The organism is Streptococcus suis, assembly GCF_016743335.1.
Taxonomy (GTDB): Bacteria; Bacillota; Bacilli; order Lactobacillales; family Streptococcaceae; genus Streptococcus; species Streptococcus suis_Y.
The window spans coordinates 1-19,963 of the sequence record NZ_WCJE01000029.1; the positions used below are offsets into that span (position 1 = coordinate 1).

A 19,963-nucleotide genomic window follows, 5' to 3' on the forward strand; every position below is an offset into this window, starting at 1 on the left:
CAAACCAGACAATTGTCATGATAATCCCCACAATAATCACTAGGTAAAACTTAGTGATATTGGGACTAAATGGTGCATTCGATACGACTGTGTCAATCAACCCATAGAGCATATAAGTTCTAGCACCTAAAGCCCATAAAATTGTTTCTGAAATAGCTGTTAGCAAACTATGTATAAACCATAATAGAGGTGATAGGAATAAGAAGGTAAAGTCCAACGGTTCCGTAATACCTGCTGCCATTGCAACAAATGTTGACGGCAACATCATCCCTTCAACTTCTTTCCTCTTTTCTTTTCTAGCACAATAGATGATTGCTGCTGCAACAGCAATTGATCCAAATATTTTGACAAAGCCAAAGGTCGCAAACCTCAACGAGTTATCTAGCGAGACAATTGAACCTGAGTTTGCTAGTTCTGCATAAAAGATATTAACGGCTCCGCTGTAAATTTTACCATTGATTTCAGCAGTTCCTCCAAGCGCCGTAAAACAGAACGGCATCCATAGTAAGTGGTGGAGACCAGTAGGAATCAAGAAACGGTTACCAAATGCGTAAATAAATACTCCTACCAAACCAGTAGTTAAAATAAAACCAGATAATGAAGAAATTCCCTGATTAACGACCGGCCAAATATAACACATGGCAATGGCTAAAACTAGGATGACAGGAATGAGGAGCGTGAATGTAAAACGAGAACCACCATAAATACTAAATAGATCAATAAATTCTTTTTCTGAAAATTTATTGTGGAACCAACCAACAAGACAGCCTATCATCATGCCTAAAAAGACATTCATATCAACCACTTGGAATCCCAATACCATCCCTTGTCCAGTCCCAAATAGTCCAACCTCACCTGCGCTTGCCAACTGATTTGTTAGTGTCAACCAGGCATTGTTAGCTGCCAAGAAAAATAGAAAAGCAATGAGGGCTATTAAAGAAGCCTCTACTTTCTTTTTATTTGCCAAAGAGGACGCAATCCCTATACAAAAAATCAATGACAGATTATTTAACATGCTGTCCATCATCGTTTTGATTAATGAGCCCAATGTTTGAATAAACTCAGGCATAAACTGAAGTTGTAGAATAACCCCTATCGCTAAAAATAGCCCCATGACAGCCATGAACTTGACAGGAACAATGACTGATCTGGAAAATTTTTGCATTGCTTCGTTAATCCGAGTATCCATAACTCCTCCTTTTTATTATTTATTGATACGTATCTATGGATTAAATTACCATTTTTAGAAAGCGTTTGCAATATCATTGGAAGACTATGGACTTAGGTCCATTAACTGAAACCATCTCATTTCGGCAATAAAAAAATATGAATACCATTCTCTTCCTTCATAAAAAGGGTAGTAAAAATTTAAAAAGCACCTTGGAATGAAGCTCCAAAGTGCTTTGTATCAAGGCTTTTATGCCTCTCATATTCAATAAAATATTACAAAATTTTGTTGTAGAATTCAACAACAAGTGCTTCGTTGATTTCTGGGTTGATTTCATCACGTTCTGGCAAACGAGTGAGTGTTCCTTCCAATTTTTCAGTATCGAATGATACAAAAGCTGGACGTCCAAGAGTAGCTTCAACAGCTTCAAGGATAGCTGGAACTTTCAATGATTTTTCACGAACAGAAATCACTTGACCTGGAGTAACACGGTAAGATGGGATATCCACGCGTTTTCCATCAACAAGAATATGACCATGATTAACGAATTGACGTGCTTGACGACGAGTAGTTGCCAAACCAAGACGGTAAACGACGTTGTCCAAGCGACGCTCCAAAAGAAGCATGAAGTTGAAACCAAGAGTACCTTGTTTGATTTTAGTAGCTTGTACGAACAAGTTACGGAATTGTTTTTCACCCAAACCGTAAGAGAAACGCAATTTTTGTTTCTCAGCCAATTGCAAACCGTATTCTGACAATTTAGAACGGTTGTTTGGTCCGTGTTGACCTGGTACGTAGTTACGACGTGCCAATTCTTTACCTGTACCTGTCAATGACAAGCCAAGACGACGAGCTTGTTTCCAAGATGGTCCTGTATAACGTGACATAGTTATGTCCTCCTAAAATAAAATATAAAAATTATTTGTAGGAAATAACGTTTTAAGCAAACCTGATTCGTGCAGGAGGCCTTCATCGAAACAGCAACGATTACTCTTCTTGCTGACCTTCTGTTGACGAGCTTCATTTTGCCCTGCTGTTATTTCGCACAAAGATTAGTATAGCACAAAAAAAGGCTCTGTAAAGCCTTTTTCATCCTTCTTATTGCATTTCTTCCAATAATTCGACCAATTTTTCCTTCTGCACCTGTCCTGCAAAAGAAACCTTGAGGGTTCCATCACTATTGATGAGGATATGGGTCGGAAAAGCAGCAATGCCAAACTGTGTCATCGCCTGATCTTTTGTATCAAACAAGACAGGATAGGTCGCACCTAGCTCACTAGCCTTCTCCAAAATCTCATCCTTACTCACATCCGCAGGCTTGGTATTCTCAAACTCAGCATCATCAGGTGACGTAATCGACAAAAAGACAAAATCTTCCTTATCCTTATACTCTTGATAGACCTCCTCCAATTCTGGGATTTCTCTCTGACAAGGACCACACCAGGTCGCCCAAACATTGATATAAATCTTTTTCCCCTTGTAATCTGTCAGATTGACATCATTTCCATCCTTATCCTTTAGGGAAAAATCTAGCGTGACTGGTTGATTGATCTGTAAAGTCGACTCAGTAGAAGACGGACTGACCAATGGTAAGAGAGAGCAGGCAGTCAAAACAAAGCAAGAAACAAGTAAGCAAACGACAATCGATACCAACTTTTTCATAAATAAATCCTTTCTATCCTACTGGAAAAAACGCACAAGATGTTGGAAGAAACCTGTTAAAATACTCAAGCCTATCAAGAGCAATAAATAGCCTGAAATACGCTTGGTCCAAGCCAAATAGTGCCGATTGTTCTTGAAGAAAGCCAACATTTTCTGAGAAAAGAAGGCAACCAAAATAAAGGGAAGAATAAAGCCAAGACAATAGACCAACAGCAAGATACCGCTCAACCAACCCTGCTGACTGCTAGCATAAATAAAAACAGATGCCAGAATAGGTCCTATACATGGAGTCCAAGAAAAACTAAAGGTAAAACCCATCAGGAAAGCTAGAAATGGTGTGACATTTTTCCCTGCTTTGTACACCTTATTTTTAGCAGAAAATTCACGCTCCAACATAGGAATATTGAACCAACCCAACTGCAAAATCCCCATGAGAATAATCAACAGACCACTGATAATTTGTAAGACTTGAGCATTGGCCTGCAAGACCCTACTCAGCAAACTAGAGGCAAAGCCTAATAAGAAGAAGGTCACAGCAATCCCAACCACAAAACTCAGCGTATTAACCAGGACATTCCTCTCCCCCTCTTTCCCTTCAGCTCCACCTGCCAACAAACCAACATAGATAGGAAGAATTGGCAGAACACAGGGAGAAAGAAAAGACAGAAGCCCCTCAGCAAACAGAGCCAGAACTGTAAACCATTGCAAGTCCATACAAACTCCTTTCTATCTCGCATACGAATGTTGTTGAAAACGCTTTTATGTACTAATATTGTAACACACTGCTTTATCTTAGTCAATATATAGTTTGGTTAAAGCATACAAAAAAGCCTGCAAACACAGGCTCCCATTCCTAATCCAAGTAATGAATTAAGATTTTCTCCGTCAATACATCCGAGTAAGTATAAGATTCTACAAAAGTATTGTTTGGATCTTCAAATTCAACGATAAAGAGAGACTGATAAACCTCCACAATACGTCCTTGTTTATTCTTTTCTCGCTTTCGACCATTTTCAAGGGTTAATTCAACAACTTGACCCTCATGGTCTTTAATATCTTGTTTGATTTGCTTCATCTTAGCAACATCTGTAAATGCATCACTCATTCTTTATCCATCCTCTCTCTTGGAAATACTTGCAAATTTATTGTATTCTTTTTGGAACATGAGTTCCACGGTACCACGCGCACCGGAACGGTTTTTCTCGATGATGACTTCAACCGTATTGTTCGGAATGCCACCATCTTCTTGCTCACCACGCTCATAGTAATCATCACGATACAAGAAGGCAACAATATCCGCATCCTGCTCGATAGACCCTGACTCACGAATATCGGACAAGACGGGACGCTTATCCTGACGTTGCTCCACACCACGCGACAACTGACTGAGGGCGATAACGGGAACTTTCAATTCCTTTGCCAAAATCTTCAACTGACGGGAAATCTCAGAAACCTCTTGTTGTCGGTTTTCACGACCTGTTCCCGTAATCAATTGAAGATAGTCAATCAAGATCAAGCCCAGATTGCCCGTTTCCTGAGCCAACTTGCGTGAACGCGAACGAATCTCTGTAATCTTGATACCTGGTGTATCATCAATATAGATACTAGCCCGAGCCAGATTAGCTTGAGCCACCATGTACTTATTCCATTCTTCCTGCGTCAAATGCCCCGTACGAATAGCCCTCGAATTGATAACTCCCTCAGAAGCGAGCATACGGTCAACCAAGCTTTCTGCACCCATCTCTAAGGAGAAGATAGCAACGGTCAAACCCAGTTTTGTACCAATATTTTGTGCAATATTGAGGGCAAAGGCTGTCTTACCAACCGCAGGACGAGCCGCAAGAATAATCAACTCTTCCTCATGCAGCCCCGTTGTCATGGCATCTAGGGCAGGATAACCTGTAGCAATACCAGTAATATCCGAGGTCTGTTTGGCACGTGTCTCAAGGTTATCAAAGTTGATATTTAAGACATCATCAATCCGCTTGAAACCACTTCGACTGGCTCCCTCACTGACATCAATCAAAGCTTTTTCAGCATTGGCAATAATGTCATCTGAACCATCCGCACCCTCATAAGCCTGATTAACTGCATCCGTCAAACGGGCAATCAGTTTACGGAGATTAGACTTTTCAGCAACAATCTTGGCATAGAATTCCGCATTGGCCGCCGTCGGCACGGAACTAATGATTTCAGCCAAATAGGCCAAGCCACCAATATTTTCCAAATCACCATGGTTCACTAAATAGTTACGCATGGTAGTCGCATCAATTGCCTCATTTCTATCAGAAAGGGCAATCATGGCCTTGAAAATCAGCTTATGGGCATGCTTGAAAAAATCCTCTGCCTCGATATATTCACGAACGAAGACCAGCTTGCCTTCATCAAGGAAAATAGCTCCTAATACCGATTGTTCAGCTAGAATATCCTGCGGTTGCACCCGCAATTCATCCAACTCTGCCAAAATCTCACCTCCTCACTGACAATGATAACTCTTCTAAGCTTCTTTAATGCTCAAATTGATAACACCTGTCACATCTTGATAGATTTTAACTGGTACATCAATCAAACCAAGGGCGCGAATTGGGTGGTCTAATTGGATATGACGTTTGTCAATCTTAATACCAAATTGCTTGTCCAATTCTTCAGCAATTTTCTTGCTGGTAATAGAACCAAAGGTACGACCATCTGGACCAACTTTTTCGACAAATTTCACTAAAGTAGCTTCCTCAGCCAACTTAGCCTTGATAGCCTCTGCTTCTGCAATCATCTCTGCATGAGCCTTTTCCTTAGATTTTTCCTGACCACGAAGGGCGCTAATCGCTTGGTTTGTTGCTTCCTTAGCCAAATTTTTCTTAATCAAGAAGTTTTGGGCGTAACCTGTTGGAACTTCCTTAATCTCACCCTTTTTACCTTGACCTTTAACATCTGCTAAAAAGATTACTTTCATATCTGTTCTCCTAATTTCCATTTATTTCTTCGCGGATTTTATCCGTCAACTTTTCACATACTTCTGCGATTGTCTGGTCATATACCTGAGCGGCAGCTAGGTTAAAGTGGCCACCTCCACCCATTTCTTCCATAATGCGTTGAACATTGATTTTACTATGACTCCTTGCAGAAATAGATACATACCCTTTGGTATTTCTTGTTACAACGAATACCGCCTCAATTCCTGCCATGTCCAATATTGTATTGGCAGCCTTGCTCGGAATAATATTATCGTATTCTTTAGTATCATCTGCACACGCAATAACAACATTGGACTCAATTCTCTCCCCACGCAAAATCAACTCATTGATTTGACGATATTCCTCAAAATCTGTCGCTGCAATCTGCTGGATTTCCAAGCTATCGCTACCACGAGTCCGCAAGTAACTAGCCACATCAAAAGTACGACTAGTCACACGAGAGGTGAAATTTTTTGTATCAAGCATAACCCCAGCCATCAATAAACTAGATTGAATGCGATTAAGTTTATGGTGTTTGTCATTCTGGAACTGAATTAATTCCGTTACTAACTCACTCGCAGAACTAGCACCACTCTCTATATAAGTCAAAACTGCATTATTTGGGAAATCTGTATCGCGACGATGATGATCAACCACCACAACCTGGGTAAATTGTTCATAAAAATCCTTATCCAAAGTCAAGCCAATCTTTGAATGATCTACCATGATTAACAACGACTGGAAAGTGACCATCTTCATGGCTTCCTCAACCGTTAGCAAATTAGAACAATTTTCATCACTCAACTTCTTGATAGCACGTGCAATATCTGGTGCCATTTCATCTGGATTATAAACCGTATAGGCATTGTTCATGATATTTTGGGCAAAATATTGCATCCCGACTGCTGAGCCCAGAGCATCCATGTCCAAATTACGGTGTCCGACAACAAAGACAGCATCCACCGATTTGAGCTTATCAGATACGGCTGTCATCATGGCACGCGTTCGAGTTCGAGTACGTTTTACTGATGAAGCTGAACCTCCGCCAAAGAAAAGCGGTTGCTTGCTCTCGTCATTTTCCTTGACAACAACCTGATCTCCTCCACGAACCTCGGCCATATTGAGATTTTGGAGCGCAACCTGTCCGATTTGGTGATGATTTTCATTACCATACGCCAATCCCATACTCAAAGTCAAACCTAAATCTAACTTTTTAGCCTCCTCGCGGAACTTATCAATAACTGAAAATTTATTCTCTATCAATTTTTCCAACACAGCATAATCTGTAAAGAAATAGAATCGATCCATTGTGCCTCGTCGGTAGTAGATACCGTAATCATGGCAAAATTCCGAAACAAATTGAGCCAAGAAGGAATTGACTTGGCTAATCTGTGAATCAGATACCGTGTCCTCGAGTTCATCATAATTATCAACTGAAATAATCCCTATAACAGGACGGCTTCCGATCAAACTATTTGTCGCTGAGTACTCTGATGAAGCATCAAAAAAGTAAAATAACCCTTGATCAAAATCAACGTTAACAGCGTATCTCTTGCCTGAAAAGTTTGCATAAATTCGCTCCTCATCTAGACCAACGTCAATAATTTCACGTAGTTTTTTTTGATCAAACTCACCATTTTCTTGAGCAAAAATCAGCTCAGCAAAGGGATTAAACCATTCTACCTGATTACTATCCGGTCGAACTTTGATAACTCCCACTGGCATTTTATCCAAGAGCATCATCAAACCAGAATTGGCCTGATTATTGAGATATTCAATCTGTTCTATCTCACTAAATTCATAAGAATGTTTTTGATAAATAAACAGCGCAATCAACACCAATAGGCTGATGAGTAGCGCAAAAACTGTACTGGCACCAATTGGAAAAAATCGGTGGACAAGAGCCACCAACCCAAATAAAATGACACCTATCATGACAAAGTGAATTGTCGAAAATCGAAATCTTTTCATCACTAACCTCTGCCTGCCATTCTACCATAAATTCAGTAAAAAAGCTACTTTTCACATGATTTTAAAGTAGTTGACATATAGCTGACATACAGCGAAAAGAACAGCCTTAGTGACTGTCCTTTGATTTGTTTTTAGAAATGGAGCGACTGCGTCCTTCCAAGTAGACCATGAGAATGGATATATCCGCTGGATTGACACCGGAAATCCGACTAGCTTGACCAATAGTTTCTGGTGAAATCAGCTTAAATTTCTGACGAGCCTCGGTCGCAATGGAATCAATGTCATCCCAGTCAATATCGGCTGGAATGCGTTTTTCTTCCATACGTTTCATCTTCTCCACCTGATCCAAGGCCTTGGCAATGTAGCCCTCGTACTTGACTTCTGTTTCAATCAATTCAATGGTCTTGGCGTCCAAATCCTCTGTCGCAGGACCGATAAAGGCTACCACATCTGCGTAAGTCACATCTGGACGACGCATAAATTCCTTGGCAGTCAGAGCGTCTGTCAAGGGCTTGAAGCCCATGGCTACGACTTTTTCGTTGGTTTCCTTGATTGGCTTGAGTTTGACAGACTCCAAGCGCTTCATTTCATTGTCAAACTGGTTTTTGTGAATCTGGAAGACCTGCCAGCGTTCATCATCCACCAAGCCCACCTGACGACCAATCTCCGTCAGTCGCATATCGGCATTATCATGACGCAAAATCAAGCGGTACTCTGCCCGACTGGTCAAGAGACGGTAAGGCTCCACCGTTCCCTTGGTTACCAGGTCATCAATCATAACACCAATGTAGCCGTCGCTTCGCTTCAAAATCAACTCTGGCTTACCCTGTACCTTGAGAGCGGCATTGATACCAGCAACGATTCCCTGACCAGCTGCTTCTTCATAACCTGATGTTCCGTTGGTCTGACCTGCGGTAAAGAGCCCTGAAATCTTCTTGGTTTCAAGCGTTGCCCGTAACTGATGAGGCATGACCATATCGTACTCAATGGCATATCCCGTCCGCATCATCTGGGCATTTTCCAAGCCTTTAATAGAGTGAATCAAGTCCTGCTGCACATCTTCTGGCAGACTGGTTGACAGCCCTTGAACATAGATTTCGTCTGTATTGCGACCTTCTGGCTCTAGGAAAAGCTGGTGGCGTTCCTTATCCGCAAAACGAACAATCTTGTCCTCGATTGACGGACAATAACGGGGCCCAATCCCCTTGACAATTCCTGAAAACATAGGTGCTCGATGAAGATTGCTGTTGATAATCTCATGGCTGGTCGCGTTGGTATAGGTCAACCAGCAAGGAATCTGGTCCTGCAAATAGTCCTCATCCTTGGACAAGAATGAAAAGTGGTTTGGCTTTTCATCGCCTGGTTGAATCTCCGTGTCTTCGTAGTTAATGGTACGAGCATTGACACGCGGTGGTGTTCCTGTCTTGAAACGACCGATTTCAAGTCCCAATTCTTTCAGATTATCCGCCAATGTGATAGAAGCCAGACTATTGTTAGGCCCTGACGAATACTTGAGGTCACCGATGATAATCTCACCACGTAGGGCAGTACCTGTCGTCACCACAACCGCCCTGGCTGAGAATTTCTGGTTGGTAGCCGTGCGGACACCGATAACCTTGCCGTCTTCCACTAAAATCTCATCAATCATGGTTTGACGCAGGGTCAGATTTTCCTGACGCTCCACCGTCCGCTTCATTTCTGCTGCATACTCTGCCTTATCTGCCTGAGCCCGCAAGGCACGAACAGCTGGACCTTTACCCATATTGAGCATCTTCATCTGGATATAGGTCTTGTCAATGTTGCGGCCCATTTCGCCACCCAGGGCATCGATTTCTCTTACCACAATCCCCTTGGCAGAGCCACCAATGGAGGGATTACATGGCATAAAGGCCACCATATCCAAGTTAATAGTTGCAAGCAGGGTCTTACAGCCCATCCGACTGGCTGCCAATCCCGCTTCTACACCCGCATGCCCCGCACCAATCACGATGACATCATAGTTTTCTGCAAATGTGTGTGTCATGTTGTTTTCTCCTTCATATTCATAATGTGTTTAACTTGTCCATTCCAAATTGGTAATTCCTCTGCCAGAAAGGCTGGCACGATATCTAAGTTGACAAGGTTGTCAAGTGCAATCCATTCACACGTTTGTTTTAATTGGCCTTCAATCATCTTCTCAGGCACTTCTCCAATAGGCTCAACGATAAAATGAAACTCGATATTGTGAAAGTCTATACCTTCATGTGTAAACTGATTTTCAACGACAAAAGCCAGTTGATTGACACGACTGTCAATCCCTAATTCTTCTTTGACTTCTCGAACAGCCGCATCTTGTGCCGTTTCATTAACTGCAATCGCTCCGCCAATTGTATAATAACGCCCTTTATGGTCCTTGGTAAGAAATATTTTCCCATCCTTTATAATCAATGCAGTGGCACGAACACCGAAAATCTGGTTGTCAACTCTGGTTCTGAAATCCATCTTCTCTCCCCAATAGTAAAAAATAGCCAAAACTCTCGAAAATTGCAGGACAAAAAAGCCTACAATTCCCATGAGCTTTGACCATCATGATGATTGTTACTCTTATTCTATCAAAAGATTTGTAGAATTTCAAATCTGGTATTACGTTAACGTTTCAATGTATGTAGCTTTACAATAGATGTGAGACCTGAGAAATCAAAAAGAAGATTCCCTGATATGATAATAGTACCACCACTCACCAAAAAGGAATCTTCTCATGACTAGTATATCACAAAATCTTCGCTATTTACCACACACTCTAGAAACACGTTACCACGCGGTTAAAACCTACCAAAATGGTGCCTCTGTCGCCTTCATCTGTCGACGATACAAAGTTTCAAAAGCCTCTCTTATGCGCTGGAATAAGCGATTCGATGGCACAAAAGAATCGCTGAAAGACCGTTCTCATCGCCCTCTAACACCGCACCCAAAGGCTCATACCCAGCAAGAGCTAACATGGATTAAAAACTGCATCAAAAGAAATCCAAACGCAACCCTCATCGAAATCTTCTACAAACTCAAAACCAATTCAGAGTGAAATAAAATATGGGTGCGTTATCATCTTTTCCGATGGTAGCGCACCCTATTTTTCATTTCCAGCCTTTGATTAAACTTCGACTATCAGCCCTGATTTGCCATCAGAGCTGCCATCGCCTTTGCCTGAAGCTCTGTGTTCATGTATTCACGATACTCGCTGATCTTGCCTTCTGCGTTCAGTCGAACATAAAACACATAGTTCTGTGCGTAGGGAGCGCCATTCGGCAGAATGGCATCCGCATGAGCGAATGCAACGGCGAAGTTATCATCCGTGGTATCCACGATCTCGATCTGAGAATACTTCATGGAGCTGAAGACCATCGGAAGTCCTGCAAAATTCTGCGTTACCGCTTCCTTGCCATTGATTACCTCCGGTGTGCCTTCCGGCGCAAACGGTACCTTCTGCTCGATGTCATCTGCGAAGAGTGAGCTGACACCTTCAATGTTAAGCTCGTTCAAATATCCAAGAAACTCCTCTATAACCTTTGCTGCTTTTGTCATTGTCTTTTACCTCCGTTTTTTTATTCGTACAAATCAAACTTTTCCAGTGGCTGCCAAGTGTTCTTCTCGACCGTCGCTTCATCGATCTGGAAGGTATGCAGCATCATACCCATTTTCTCATAGTTTTCACGGATGAACCTACTGCCGTAAAAATGCTGCTCTGCTCTCGACTGATCCGGTGCCAAAGATACTGTGCCGGTAATTCTCAGCCACTCCGTCTTTCTGTTGATGGCCGTAATCTGCACCTTGGGATTCGCCATCATCTGCTTATATACATTCTTCTTGTCGCCGGTTTCAAAGCAAAGCTTGCCGTCCAAGATATAATGCACATTGAACGGTCTCATTACCGGCTGATCTCCGTCCACAGTGGAGACGAAGAAAACGCCTGCCTCGTTCAAAAACTCGTCGACCTTTTCAAGATTGGTCATCACCATCATTCCTTTCATTCATGTACTGAATGTATTCATCACCGAAAGCTCTGATGCTATCCAATACCGGATTAAATTTCCTGCCCATATCCGTTAAGGAATATTCGACCTTCGGCGGAATATCACTGTAAACCACCCGCTGTATCAAGCCCTCACTCTCCAGCTGCTTCAGCTGATTTGAAAGAGTGGCATGTGTCATCTTGGGCATCCTGCGCTGCAGCTCGTTAAACCTGACGGGCTCTCCCGATAACTCGTGCATGAGTATAATCGCCCATTTTCCCTGAATCAGTCTCTGCGCTGTAGCATAAGGGCAAGTCCCGAATAAATCCTGTTCCATCTCGTATCCTTTCTGAAAAACCTATGGCTTTTTCTTTCATGTTCTCGACCTCCTGATTATATCACAGTTTAACGATAATTAAAAGAACTGCGATGATTTTTTGTTGCGGTTCATTTTTCTGAACTGTAATTAGTATAGTCGGGCAGAAAAGCAAAAACAAGTACGATTATGAAAAATACATAGTATCTCTCATGATACCGCCCTGCGAGTGTTCTTCGGAATGCCCGCAGGCTTTTTTCTTGCCTGTGAAAAATCCTCCGCTCAAAACGGCTCCCAATCTCCAGTGGAAACTGGAGGTGGATATGTTATGCCAAACGAAAATACAAATGCTCAATCTGGATATTTCACGCAGGAGCGGATTCAGGGCGATATGGACTACCGCCGGGCGCAGGGGATCGCAAAAAGCATGCTTGATGACGGCCTGATTTCTGTGGCTGAATTCAACAAATTAACCGCCATCAATCGGGAAACTTTCTCCCCATTGTTCGCGGAAATAATGCCAAAAATACCTTGATATGTAGTCGTTTTAGAGTGATGTATAGACGTACGGAAAGGAGGAGTTCCCTTGAGAAAAGTAACAAAAATAGAGCAAGCGACGAACGCAAAAGTGAAGCTCAAGAAGATCAAGGTTGCCGCCTACTGCCGCGTCTCTACGGATTCCGATGCACAGCTTGAAAGTCTTGAGGCACAGAAAACCCACTACGAAAATTACATCACAGCCCGTGATGACTGGGAGTTTGCAGGCCTCTACTACGACGAGGGCATCACCGGCACCAAGAAGGATAAGCGCCCGGAGCTTTTACGGCTCATAGACGACTGCAAGGCCGGGAAGATCGATTTCATTGTCACGAAGTCCATCAGCCGCTTCAGCAGGAACACAACTGACTGCCTGTCGCTGGTGAGAGAGCTGCTCGCCCAGAACATCCCGATTTATTTTGAGAAGGAAAACATCAACACCGGCTCAATGGAGAGCGAGCTTTTTCTGGCAATCCTCTCCAGCATGGCCGAAGGCGAGTCGGTTTCCATTTCGGAAAACAACAAATGGTCAATCCAGAAGCGTTTTGAAAACGGAACCTTCATCGAAATCTTCTACAAACTCAAAACCAATAAGGAATATGATAGACACCCTTGCTCACTCTTTCGGATCTTGAGAAAACTAGACTTCTTCAAATCCCCTAAAACAAAGAAAAAACCTTATGTACCGAAACCATATGATACTCCGACTAAACTCGGTATCAAGTGGCAGATGGATGTCAAATACGTACCAACTCACTGCTACACAGGTAAACTTCCTGACAAGTTCTACCAGTACACCGTCATTGATGAGGCCAGTCGAGAACGCTTTATATTCCCTTCCAAAGAGCAGTTGTCCTACTCAACGGTTCAATTTCTCAAAATGGCGATCAAACACTTTGGGTACAAACCCAAAATCCTCCAAACGGATAATGGCTTCGAGTTCACTCATTTCAAAGAGACCAAACACGTTCACCCACTAGACTTACTTTGTCAGGAACTTGGCATTGAGCACAAGTTGATTCGTCCTCGAACACCCAGACATAATGGCAAGGTTGAACGCAGTCATCGAAATGACAAGCAACGTTTCTACCAGCACCCGACCTTCTATTCCTATGACGATCTGATCAAGCAGATGAAAACCTATCTTTATCGTTCTAATCGACTCCCCATGAAAACTTTAGGATGGAAATCTCCTATCGATATCAGAAAAGCTTTACTAGGAACTAGTTCCTAGTAAAGCTTAACAAATGGATAACTTCAAAATCACCTTTTTGGTCTCACATCATTGACAAAGGTACACTTCCCAGCCACAATCCAGCTCCGTGACTGATTGATCAGCCAAAAATCATATTCGGTAGAAGTTAGTCAGTTAACCGACACATCAGATTTAATCCCTAGGCTGTTTGTTCAATATAAACTCCACTTTTTCTAATTCAATGTTGTTTAAAAGCAGTCGGATATGATGTTTTCCAGAATAATGCCGACGCGTTGTTAAATCTTTCCATTGGTAATTTTTGTGGCCAGAGATAGTAATGTCCTTTACAAAATCAGTATCCTTCAGATAAAAAATCTTTTCACCAATCCGACCATTAGCTTTTTGAAATCCAAAAGCCAAACCTAACCGAAATTTACTTGGTCCAGGAGACGTAACCCTTACAGCATAGGAAATTTGACTGGTATCGCCATCATATACCTCAAGAGAATCTATAGCTAGCTGAACTTGCTTTATCTCAAAATCCTGAGAATACCCCATAAAATCCAGCGCAGCAGGATAGCCTGTTTTAATCAATGTTCTCAAGGCTGTCTTGATGATCCAATCTGTTTTGGGATCTTGATTTTTCCAAGTCTTTAAATGATCGATGACTTCATCTGGATAAAATCTGGTCAGATCATTAAGGTTATTAGCCACACTTTTTCTAACATAAAGAGACGGATCTGCCTTTAACCTCTCTAATAGCTCAAAAATCTCTGATCTATGTATCTTCAAATCAGGAACTGCCTGGCCCCAAGGCAAACGTAGGCGTGTCCCCTCACTGGCCAATCTACGATGATGTTCATTATCTGATAAGCTCAGCTCTTTTAAAAAAGCAAAGCTGGCATCAAAGTTGTGGTTTAAAAAATAGCGGATAGCAAATTCAGATGAAGAACCAGCGGTTAACACTGCCATCCCTCGAAACGAATGATCCAAGTCCTCTAAGCCATATTTCCAAATGATGTCATTAAGAAATAAATAATCAAATCCTTGGCAGGTTGAGTTCAGTTTTATCAACAAGTCCACCACATCTGCATAAGGAAGATCAAGCGTGTGATAAGTGGCATCCGCCATACGTTTAAAACGGTCCATCAATGCCAAATCCTCCCAGTCATCCTGTAAAACAGCTTGATAAAAAGACTCTGAATCAAAATTAGAATGATGCATTTGAATAGCTTTTGCGAACTCTTCTAAAAATGTCTTGTTGTACTTTAATCGTAATTCCTCTGCCATCCTAAACCTCCTTTAAAAGTTTTCTTGATTGAACGTTTCCCTAAAAATATTACCATTTAACTTTACTAGTAAAAGTCAATTTGTGATTCCAATCAAAACATTTGACGATGTCTCATTATAGCACAAAGAACGCATAAAAAATTTTCTTATGTCCTATAAGCTTTATAAATAATCATTGACAAAGGTACAGGGGTTACGCTAACGTTTCAATATATTCTAAGCCCCAAGCCTCAACAGCATCCAGCACCGAACGAAATTTTTCACCCATTTCAGTCAAACTGTACTCTACACGAGGGGGTACTTCTGCATAGACCGTACGACTAATAATGCGATCCTCCTCCAATTGTCTAAGGTGCCTTGTTAACATGGTTTGAGTAATACCTGGAATTAGTCGCTGTAATTCATTGAAGCGTTTCGTTCCTGTACTGAGTTGGTAGATAATCACCAATCCCCACTTACCAGTCAAGACTTTTTGCGTTGTTGCAAAAGGACAAATACCATATTCACTAACTTTTTTCAAAAAACTTCTCCTTTATTTATCACAATAGTATCACTTTTGATACCAACAAATGCAAAAGTACCTACTTGTATAATTGATTACTTCCATTATAATTGTACTATATCAAAAAAAATGGAGGACATCAAATGTCAACAAACTTGGAAATTTTTAATGCCTATAACAATGCTCTCATCGCTGGTGATTTTGCAGCTCTTTTTGAAACAATGGCAGACGACATTATCTGGCATCAACCCGGAAATCATTCAACATCTGGTGCTAAAATTGGTAAGGAAGTACTCGGAGCACATCTAGCAACTTTCGCCGAAAAAACAAATGGAACTTTCAAAGTAGTGACAAACTGGGTATCCGATAATGATACTCTTGTTGCCGCTAACGTAACATTCCTCGGTACTCGCACAGACGGTGAGGAACTAAACATGAATGGTATCGATCTTTTCCGTATGGAAGATGGCAAAATCAAGGAAGTTTGGCTCTTCTCAGCCGACCAAAAAGCCGAAGATGCTTTCTGGGGATAAAATAAAAAGCTTAGCATGAGGGTGCTAAGCTTTTATTTTTGATTAAATATACTGACAAGCCTCTCCGTCCTTGTAGGCCATGTCAATCATACCGCCGCCCAAGCATTCTTGTCCATCGTAGAAAACAACAGCTTGCCCTGGTGTAATGGCTCGTTGTGGCTCGGCAAAGATGACTTCTGCCTTATCACCTTTTACCTTGACAGTTACTTGACTGTCTGGTTGACGGTAGCGGAACTTAGCTGTACACTCAAGTGTGAATTCTTCAGGCATATCCCGTGTAAAGTGGACTTGACTAGCCTGTAAAGAAGTTGACATCAAGGACTCATGATAGAAGCCTTGTCCGACATAGAGGATATTTTTCGACAGGTCTTTTCCAACAACAAACCAAGGCTCATTGTCCCCACCGATTTGTCCTCCGATACCAAGCCCGCCCCGCTGACCAATGGTATAGTACATAAGACCAGTATGCTCTCCCATGTCACGACCGTCAACGGTCATCATCCGACCGGGCTGGGCTGGCAAATACTGCCCTAAAAATTCTTTGAAGTTCTTTTCACCGATAAAGCAGATGCCTGTCGAGTCCTTCTTTTTAGCGGTCGCCAAGCCTGCTCGCTCTGCTATTTCCCTCACCTGAGGCTTTTGTAAATGGCCGAGCGGAAACATGGTTTTCTGTAGCTGCTCCTGTGATAGCTGACTGAGGAAATAGGTCTGGTCCTTACCATTGTCTGCCCCACGTAGCATGTGGACGGTGCCGTCCTCGTCGCGTGACACCTGAGCATAATGCCCCGTCGCCACATAGTCCGCACCCAAGTTCATAGCGTAATCCAAGAAAGCCTTGAACTTGATTTCCTTATTACACATGACATCTGGATTGGGTGTGCGTCCTGCCCGATACTCTGCTAGGAAGTACTCAAATACGCGGTCCCAGTACTCTTTTTCAAAGTTGACAGAGTAGTAAGGAATGCCGATTTGGTCTGCCACTGCAGCCACATCCTTGTAATCTTCTGTTGCTGTACAGAAGCCATTTTCATCCGTGTCGTCCCAGTTTTTCATGAAGATGCCGATCACATCGTAGCCCTGCTCCTTGAGCAAGAGAGCCGTAACCGATGAATCCACACCGCCACTCATACCGACAACGACACGGGTTTTAGAATTGTCAATTGACATAATCTTCTCCCATCTTTTCGTAGAAATAACGATTTGAAGGTCGTATTCCAAATTTTTTTCAAAAAACGATTTGAAGGTCGATTTTGAACAACTTGTATTATACCACACAAAAGGTAAGATCGACAGGAATTTGACATGAGAAAGCCCATTCATTTAGGCATATTCCCTGACTAGAAAATTTGGTATAATAAGGATAAGAAAAAAATACGAGGCAAATTATGAGCAACTTAAAATTTCAGTCTGTCTTTGATATTATCGGGCCTGTTATGATTGGTCCTTCCTCTAGCCATACGGCTGGGGCGGTCCGCATTGGGAAAATAGTGTCTTCTATCTTTGGCGATGAACCAACCGAGGTCGAATTTCAACTTTACAACTCCTTTGCCAAAACCTATCGAGGACATGGCACCGATGTAGCCTTGGTAGCAGGTATTTTAGGCATGGATACAGACGATCCACGTATTCCTGACTCTCTTGATATTGCAAGAGAACGAGGTATTAAGGTTTACTGGCGTGTTAACAAGGACAGCAATACCCCACATCCCAATACCACCAGAATCATCATAAAAAACGATAAAAAATCCATCTCAGCCACAGGCGTTTCCATCGGTGGGGGAAACATTCAAGTAACAGAGCTCAATGGCTTCTCTGTCAATCTAAATATGAATACGCCAACTATTATTATTGTTCACCAAGATGTCCCTGGTATGATTGCGAAAGTGACCGATGTTCTTTCTAAGTATGACATCAATATCGCCCAAATGAACGTGACACGTGAACATGCTGGCGAAAAAGCCATTATGATTATCGAAGTGGATGCCCGCCAATGTGAAAATTCGATTGCAGAGATTGAAAAAATTCCACATTTGCACAATGTCACCTTCTTTAACTAGAAAGAGGAAAACATGTTTTATACCATCGAAGAATTGGTTCAACAAGCAGAGCAGTTTTCAGGAAATGTTGCTGAACTAATGATTGCTACCGAAATTGAATTAACTGGTCGTAGCCGCGAAGAAATATTGACAATCATGTCAAGAAACTTGACAGTCATGAAAGCGTCCATCGTGGATGGACTAACTGAAAGCAAATCCGTATCTGGTTTAACAGGAGGCGATGCTGCCAAGTTGGACAATTATATGAAAAGGGGCAAGACACTTTCTGATTCTTCTGTCCTATCCGCCGCAAGAAATGCCATGGCCGTTAATGAATTGAATGCCAAAATGGGCTTAGTCTGTGCCACTCCAACAGCGGGATCTGCAGGTTGTCTACCAGCTGTGCTAGGAGTTGCTATTGAAAAGCTCAATTTGACAGAAGAACAGCAACTTGACTTCCTCTTTACAGCTGGGGCCTTTGGTCTAGTTATCGCCAACAACGCCTCCATCTCAGGTGCAGAAGGAGGCTGTCAGGCAGAAGTCGGCTCCGCCTCTGCTATGTCTGCCGCAGCCTTGACACTTGCTGCTGGAGGAAGTCCCTACCAAGCCAGCCAAGCCATCTGCTTTGTCATCAAAAATATGCTGGGTCTGATTTGCGATCCCGTCGCTGGTCTGGTAGAAGTCCCTTGTGTCAAACGTAATGCCATGGGAGCCAGCTATGCCATGGTAGCCGCGGATATGGCACTGGCAGGAATTGAATCAAAAATCCCTGTTGATGAAGTTATCAATGCCATGTACCAAGTGGGATCTGCCCTACCAACTGCCTTCCGTGAAACTGCCGAAGGTGGCCTTGCAGCTACACCGACGGGTCGTCGCCTTGCTCAAGAAATTTTTGGGGAAGATTGACAACAATGTAAACCAAAAAGGGAGCGGGAAAGAACTCGACTGGTCAAAAAATAGTTCGTCTTCCCGCCCCCACAGTTGATTAGGTCAGATTTTGAGTATAAAACACGAACAAATCTGCCAATCAACCACTGCGCTGAGATGTTGACACGAACCCTGAGAAGCGAGGTTAAGCTTTTTACCCAGCCTCCTTTTTCTTATTGTTTGGTGAAAGTGAGTTTATCTAGAGTTGTATCATTGGCATCAATTTCTGTCAAAGTAAGAGTTGGACCATTCAGGGAATATGTATCTGCTTCGCCATCAATGTAGGAAAGTTTTTTATCTAAATCAAAGATAACTTGTTCAATGTCTTGATCTCCGTCTTTGTCAACTTCTGTCAATGTAGCTTGATTTCCGTTTACAGTCAATGTGTAGGTGTCATTTCCAGATATTGCTGTATAAGTACCATCTAGCTCAGAGGTGTCAACTAACTTTACACCGTAACTTGTTGCTAGTTGACTAGCAGAAGTTGTATTTACTGATGAGGCTGATGATGCATTAGCTTGTGCTATTACCTGTTGATTGTCATCATCATCTGCAATTCCAACTTGTCGCTCAATTTGATCTCCTAATGCCTCTAGTTTATTTTCATAGACTTCTGCTACGACAAAACCAGCCGTCACAAGTGCCAAGGCACCTACCGACAATAAGATAATCGATTTCTTACTCATGCCTGTAACCTTCTGTTTGACTGATTCCCAGACACCTGTTTTCTTATTTTCTGCCACTTCAATAATTTCTTGTTGTTGATTGTTATTTTCCATTTTGTCCTCTTTTTAACTTGTTTTCTTCAGCTCTTGCTGATAAGTCTATTATAGAGGATAGGTTTTAACACTTTAGAGAAACTTTCTAAACAAATTCTAAACACTTATAA

The 19,963-nt window shown here is 42.1% G+C and carries 22 protein-coding genes and 1 pseudogene; 6 read left to right on the plus strand and 17 right to left on the minus strand.

What is annotated here, in order from left to right; genetic code table 11:
• From F9856_RS08480 to F9856_RS08525, 10 genes are all read right to left on the minus strand, one after another.
• The coding region (locus F9856_RS08480) for a PTS transporter subunit EIIC (RefSeq protein ID WP_202106344.1) at positions 1–1,189 on the minus strand (1,189 nt) is incomplete at its 3' end.
• Between the two features lie 254 nt (positions 1,190–1,443).
• Positions 1,444–2,055, minus strand: a complete 612-nt coding sequence (gene rpsD / locus F9856_RS08485) for a 30S ribosomal protein S4 (protein ID WP_024407741.1) — start codon at positions 2,053–2,055, stop codon at positions 1,444–1,446.
• Positions 2,056–2,266: 211 nt separating this feature from the next.
• Positions 2,267–2,830, minus strand: coding sequence for a TlpA family protein disulfide reductase (locus F9856_RS08490; protein ID WP_202106345.1), 564 nt, complete (start codon positions 2,828–2,830; stop codon positions 2,267–2,269).
• Positions 2,831–2,848: 18 nt separating this feature from the next.
• Positions 2,849–3,544: a cytochrome c biogenesis CcdA family protein gene (locus tag F9856_RS08495; protein ID WP_202106346.1), complete on the minus strand. Its 696-nt coding sequence runs from the start codon at positions 3,542–3,544 to the stop codon at positions 2,849–2,851.
• 139 nt (positions 3,545–3,683) lie between these two features.
• Positions 3,684–3,935, minus strand: a complete 252-nt coding sequence (locus tag F9856_RS08500) for a Veg family protein (protein WP_202106347.1) — start codon at positions 3,933–3,935, stop codon at positions 3,684–3,686.
• A gap of 3 nt (positions 3,936–3,938) precedes the next feature.
• Positions 3,939–5,294: a replicative DNA helicase gene (dnaB, locus tag F9856_RS08505; protein ID WP_002938217.1), complete on the minus strand. Its 1,356-nt coding sequence runs from the start codon at positions 5,292–5,294 to the stop codon at positions 3,939–3,941.
• Between the two features lie 33 nt (positions 5,295–5,327).
• Positions 5,328–5,780: a 50S ribosomal protein L9 gene (gene rplI, locus F9856_RS08510; protein ID WP_024375987.1), complete on the minus strand. Its 453-nt coding sequence runs from the start codon at positions 5,778–5,780 to the stop codon at positions 5,328–5,330.
• A 10-nt stretch (positions 5,781–5,790) separates the two neighbouring features.
• Positions 5,791–7,752 carry a DHH family phosphoesterase gene (locus F9856_RS08515; protein ID WP_202106348.1) on the minus strand — a complete coding sequence of 654 codons (1,962 nt, stop codon included), beginning with the start codon at positions 7,750–7,752 and terminating at the stop codon, positions 5,791–5,793.
• A 106-nt stretch (positions 7,753–7,858) separates the two neighbouring features.
• Complete coding sequence (gene mnmG, locus F9856_RS08520) at positions 7,859–9,775, minus strand: tRNA uridine-5-carboxymethylaminomethyl(34) synthesis enzyme MnmG (protein ID WP_202106349.1); 1,917 nt, start codon at positions 9,773–9,775, stop codon at positions 7,859–7,861.
• Entirely contained in the window at positions 9,772–10,233 is a 462-nt protein-coding gene (locus tag F9856_RS08525) for an NUDIX hydrolase (protein ID WP_202106350.1), read from the minus strand. Before F9856_RS08525 ends, mnmG begins: the two co-directional genes overlap by 4 nt.
• A gap of 256 nt (positions 10,234–10,489) precedes the next feature.
• Here F9856_RS08525 and F9856_RS08530 point away from each other — a divergent pair.
• Positions 10,490–10,801, plus strand: a pseudogene (locus F9856_RS08530) (transposase); the annotation flags it as partial.
• Positions 10,802–10,893: 92 nt separating this feature from the next.
• Here F9856_RS08530 and F9856_RS08535 read toward each other — a convergent pair.
• The 3 genes from F9856_RS08535 to F9856_RS08545 are packed head-to-tail and all read right to left on the minus strand — an operon-like array spanning position 10,894 to position 12,075.
• Positions 10,894–11,310 carry a nuclear transport factor 2 family protein gene (locus F9856_RS08535; protein WP_202106351.1) on the minus strand — a complete coding sequence of 139 codons (417 nt, stop codon included), beginning with the start codon at positions 11,308–11,310 and terminating at the stop codon, positions 10,894–10,896.
• Positions 11,311–11,330: 20 nt separating this feature from the next.
• Complete coding sequence (locus F9856_RS08540; RefSeq protein WP_202106352.1) at positions 11,331–11,738, minus strand: pyridoxamine 5'-phosphate oxidase family protein; 408 nt, start codon at positions 11,736–11,738, stop codon at positions 11,331–11,333.
• Positions 11,725–12,075 (minus strand): winged helix-turn-helix transcriptional regulator, encoded by a 351-nt coding sequence (locus F9856_RS08545; RefSeq protein ID WP_202106353.1) that lies wholly within the window; start codon positions 12,073–12,075, stop codon positions 11,725–11,727. The genes F9856_RS08540 and F9856_RS08545 overlap by 14 nt, the downstream gene beginning before the upstream one ends.
• Before the next feature lie 220 nt (positions 12,076–12,295).
• On the opposite strand from F9856_RS08545, the gene F9856_RS08550 reads away from it, so the two are divergent.
• Together F9856_RS08550 and F9856_RS12370 are read left to right on the plus strand one after the other, a co-directional pair.
• Positions 12,296–12,589 (plus strand): SHOCT domain-containing protein, encoded by a 294-nt coding sequence (locus F9856_RS08550; RefSeq protein ID WP_236659582.1) that lies wholly within the window; start codon positions 12,296–12,298, stop codon positions 12,587–12,589.
• A 51-nt stretch (positions 12,590–12,640) separates the two neighbouring features.
• Positions 12,641–13,825, plus strand: a complete 1,185-nt coding sequence (locus tag F9856_RS12370; protein ID WP_328708150.1) for a recombinase family protein — start codon at positions 12,641–12,643, stop codon at positions 13,823–13,825.
• A gap of 153 nt (positions 13,826–13,978) precedes the next feature.
• Here the strand turns inward: F9856_RS12370 and F9856_RS08565 are convergent, their stop codons facing one another.
• Complete coding sequence (locus tag F9856_RS08565) at positions 13,979–15,076, minus strand: DNA alkylation repair protein (RefSeq protein WP_202106354.1); 1,098 nt, start codon at positions 15,074–15,076, stop codon at positions 13,979–13,981.
• Between the two features lie 193 nt (positions 15,077–15,269).
• Entirely contained in the window at positions 15,270–15,596 is a 327-nt protein-coding gene (locus F9856_RS08570) for a winged helix-turn-helix transcriptional regulator (protein WP_014638837.1), read from the minus strand.
• A gap of 125 nt (positions 15,597–15,721) precedes the next feature.
• Between F9856_RS08570 and F9856_RS08575 the strand changes: the two genes are divergently transcribed.
• Entirely contained in the window at positions 15,722–16,111 is a 390-nt protein-coding gene (locus F9856_RS08575) for a nuclear transport factor 2 family protein (protein ID WP_002941856.1), read from the plus strand.
• Between the two features lie 42 nt (positions 16,112–16,153).
• Here F9856_RS08575 and mnmA read toward each other — a convergent pair whose 3' ends face one another.
• Positions 16,154–17,278 carry a tRNA 2-thiouridine(34) synthase MnmA gene (gene mnmA / locus F9856_RS08580; protein ID WP_014638839.1) on the minus strand — a complete coding sequence of 375 codons (1,125 nt, stop codon included), beginning with the start codon at positions 17,276–17,278 and terminating at the stop codon, positions 16,154–16,156.
• Positions 17,279–17,496: 218 nt separating this feature from the next.
• Here mnmA and sdaAB point away from each other — a divergent pair, with 218 nt between their 5' ends.
• The gene (gene sdaAB / locus F9856_RS08585) at positions 17,497–18,168 is read left to right on the plus strand and encodes an L-serine ammonia-lyase, iron-sulfur-dependent subunit beta (protein WP_172004744.1); all 672 of its coding nucleotides are present in this window, start codon (positions 17,497–17,499) and stop codon (positions 18,166–18,168) included.
• Between the two features lie 12 nt (positions 18,169–18,180).
• On the plus strand, positions 18,181–19,053 hold the full coding sequence (sdaAA, locus tag F9856_RS08590) for an L-serine ammonia-lyase, iron-sulfur-dependent, subunit alpha (protein ID WP_202106355.1): 873 nt from the start codon (positions 18,181–18,183) through the stop codon (positions 19,051–19,053).
• A gap of 194 nt (positions 19,054–19,247) precedes the next feature.
• Here the strand turns inward: sdaAA and F9856_RS08595 are convergent, their stop codons facing one another.
• Positions 19,248–19,853 (minus strand): DUF3642 domain-containing protein, encoded by a 606-nt coding sequence (locus F9856_RS08595; RefSeq protein ID WP_202106356.1) that lies wholly within the window; start codon positions 19,851–19,853, stop codon positions 19,248–19,250.
• Between the last annotated feature and the right edge of the window lie 110 nt (positions 19,854–19,963).

Excerpts from the sequence above, each read along its gene's own strand:
- F9856_RS08525 (WP_202106350.1), bottom strand. The coding sequence starts at position 10,233 with ATGGATTTCAGAACCAGAGTTGACAACCAGATTTTCGGTGTTCGTGCC.
- F9856_RS08535 (WP_202106351.1), bottom strand. The coding sequence starts at position 11,310 with ATGACAAAAGCAGCAAAGGTTATAGAGGAGTTTCTTGGATATTTGAAC.
- mnmG (WP_202106349.1), bottom strand. The coding sequence starts at position 9,775 with ATGACACACACATTTGCAGAAAACTATGATGTCATCGTGATTGGTGCG.
- F9856_RS08575 (WP_002941856.1), top strand. The coding sequence starts at position 15,722 with ATGTCAACAAACTTGGAAATTTTTAATGCCTATAACAATGCTCTCATC.
- F9856_RS08595 (WP_202106356.1), bottom strand. The coding sequence starts at position 19,853 with ATGGAAAATAACAATCAACAACAAGAAATTATTGAAGTGGCAGAAAAT.
- sdaAA (WP_202106355.1), top strand. The coding sequence starts at position 18,181 with ATGTTTTATACCATCGAAGAATTGGTTCAACAAGCAGAGCAGTTTTCA.
- F9856_RS08550 (WP_236659582.1), top strand. The coding sequence starts at position 12,296 with ATGCCCGCAGGCTTTTTTCTTGCCTGTGAAAAATCCTCCGCTCAAAAC.
- rpsD (WP_024407741.1), bottom strand. The coding sequence starts at position 2,055 with ATGTCACGTTATACAGGACCATCTTGGAAACAAGCTCGTCGTCTTGGC.
- rplI (WP_024375987.1), bottom strand. The coding sequence starts at position 5,780 with ATGAAAGTAATCTTTTTAGCAGATGTTAAAGGTCAAGGTAAAAAGGGT.
- F9856_RS08515 (WP_202106348.1), bottom strand. The coding sequence starts at position 7,752 with ATGAAAAGATTTCGATTTTCGACAATTCACTTTGTCATGATAGGTGTC.
- mnmA (WP_014638839.1), bottom strand. The coding sequence starts at position 17,278 with ATGTCAATTGACAATTCTAAAACCCGTGTCGTTGTCGGTATGAGTGGC.
- F9856_RS08565 (WP_202106354.1), bottom strand. The coding sequence starts at position 15,076 with ATGGCAGAGGAATTACGATTAAAGTACAACAAGACATTTTTAGAAGAG.
- F9856_RS08545 (WP_202106353.1), bottom strand. The coding sequence starts at position 12,075 with ATGGAACAGGATTTATTCGGGACTTGCCCTTATGCTACAGCGCAGAGA.
- F9856_RS08540 (WP_202106352.1), bottom strand. The coding sequence starts at position 11,738 with ATGACCAATCTTGAAAAGGTCGACGAGTTTTTGAACGAGGCAGGCGTT.
- F9856_RS08500 (WP_202106347.1), bottom strand. The coding sequence starts at position 3,935 with ATGAGTGATGCATTTACAGATGTTGCTAAGATGAAGCAAATCAAACAA.
- sdaAB (WP_172004744.1), top strand. The coding sequence starts at position 17,497 with ATGAGCAACTTAAAATTTCAGTCTGTCTTTGATATTATCGGGCCTGTT.
- F9856_RS08495 (WP_202106346.1), bottom strand. The coding sequence starts at position 3,544 with ATGGACTTGCAATGGTTTACAGTTCTGGCTCTGTTTGCTGAGGGGCTT.
- F9856_RS08490 (WP_202106345.1), bottom strand. The coding sequence starts at position 2,830 with ATGAAAAAGTTGGTATCGATTGTCGTTTGCTTACTTGTTTCTTGCTTT.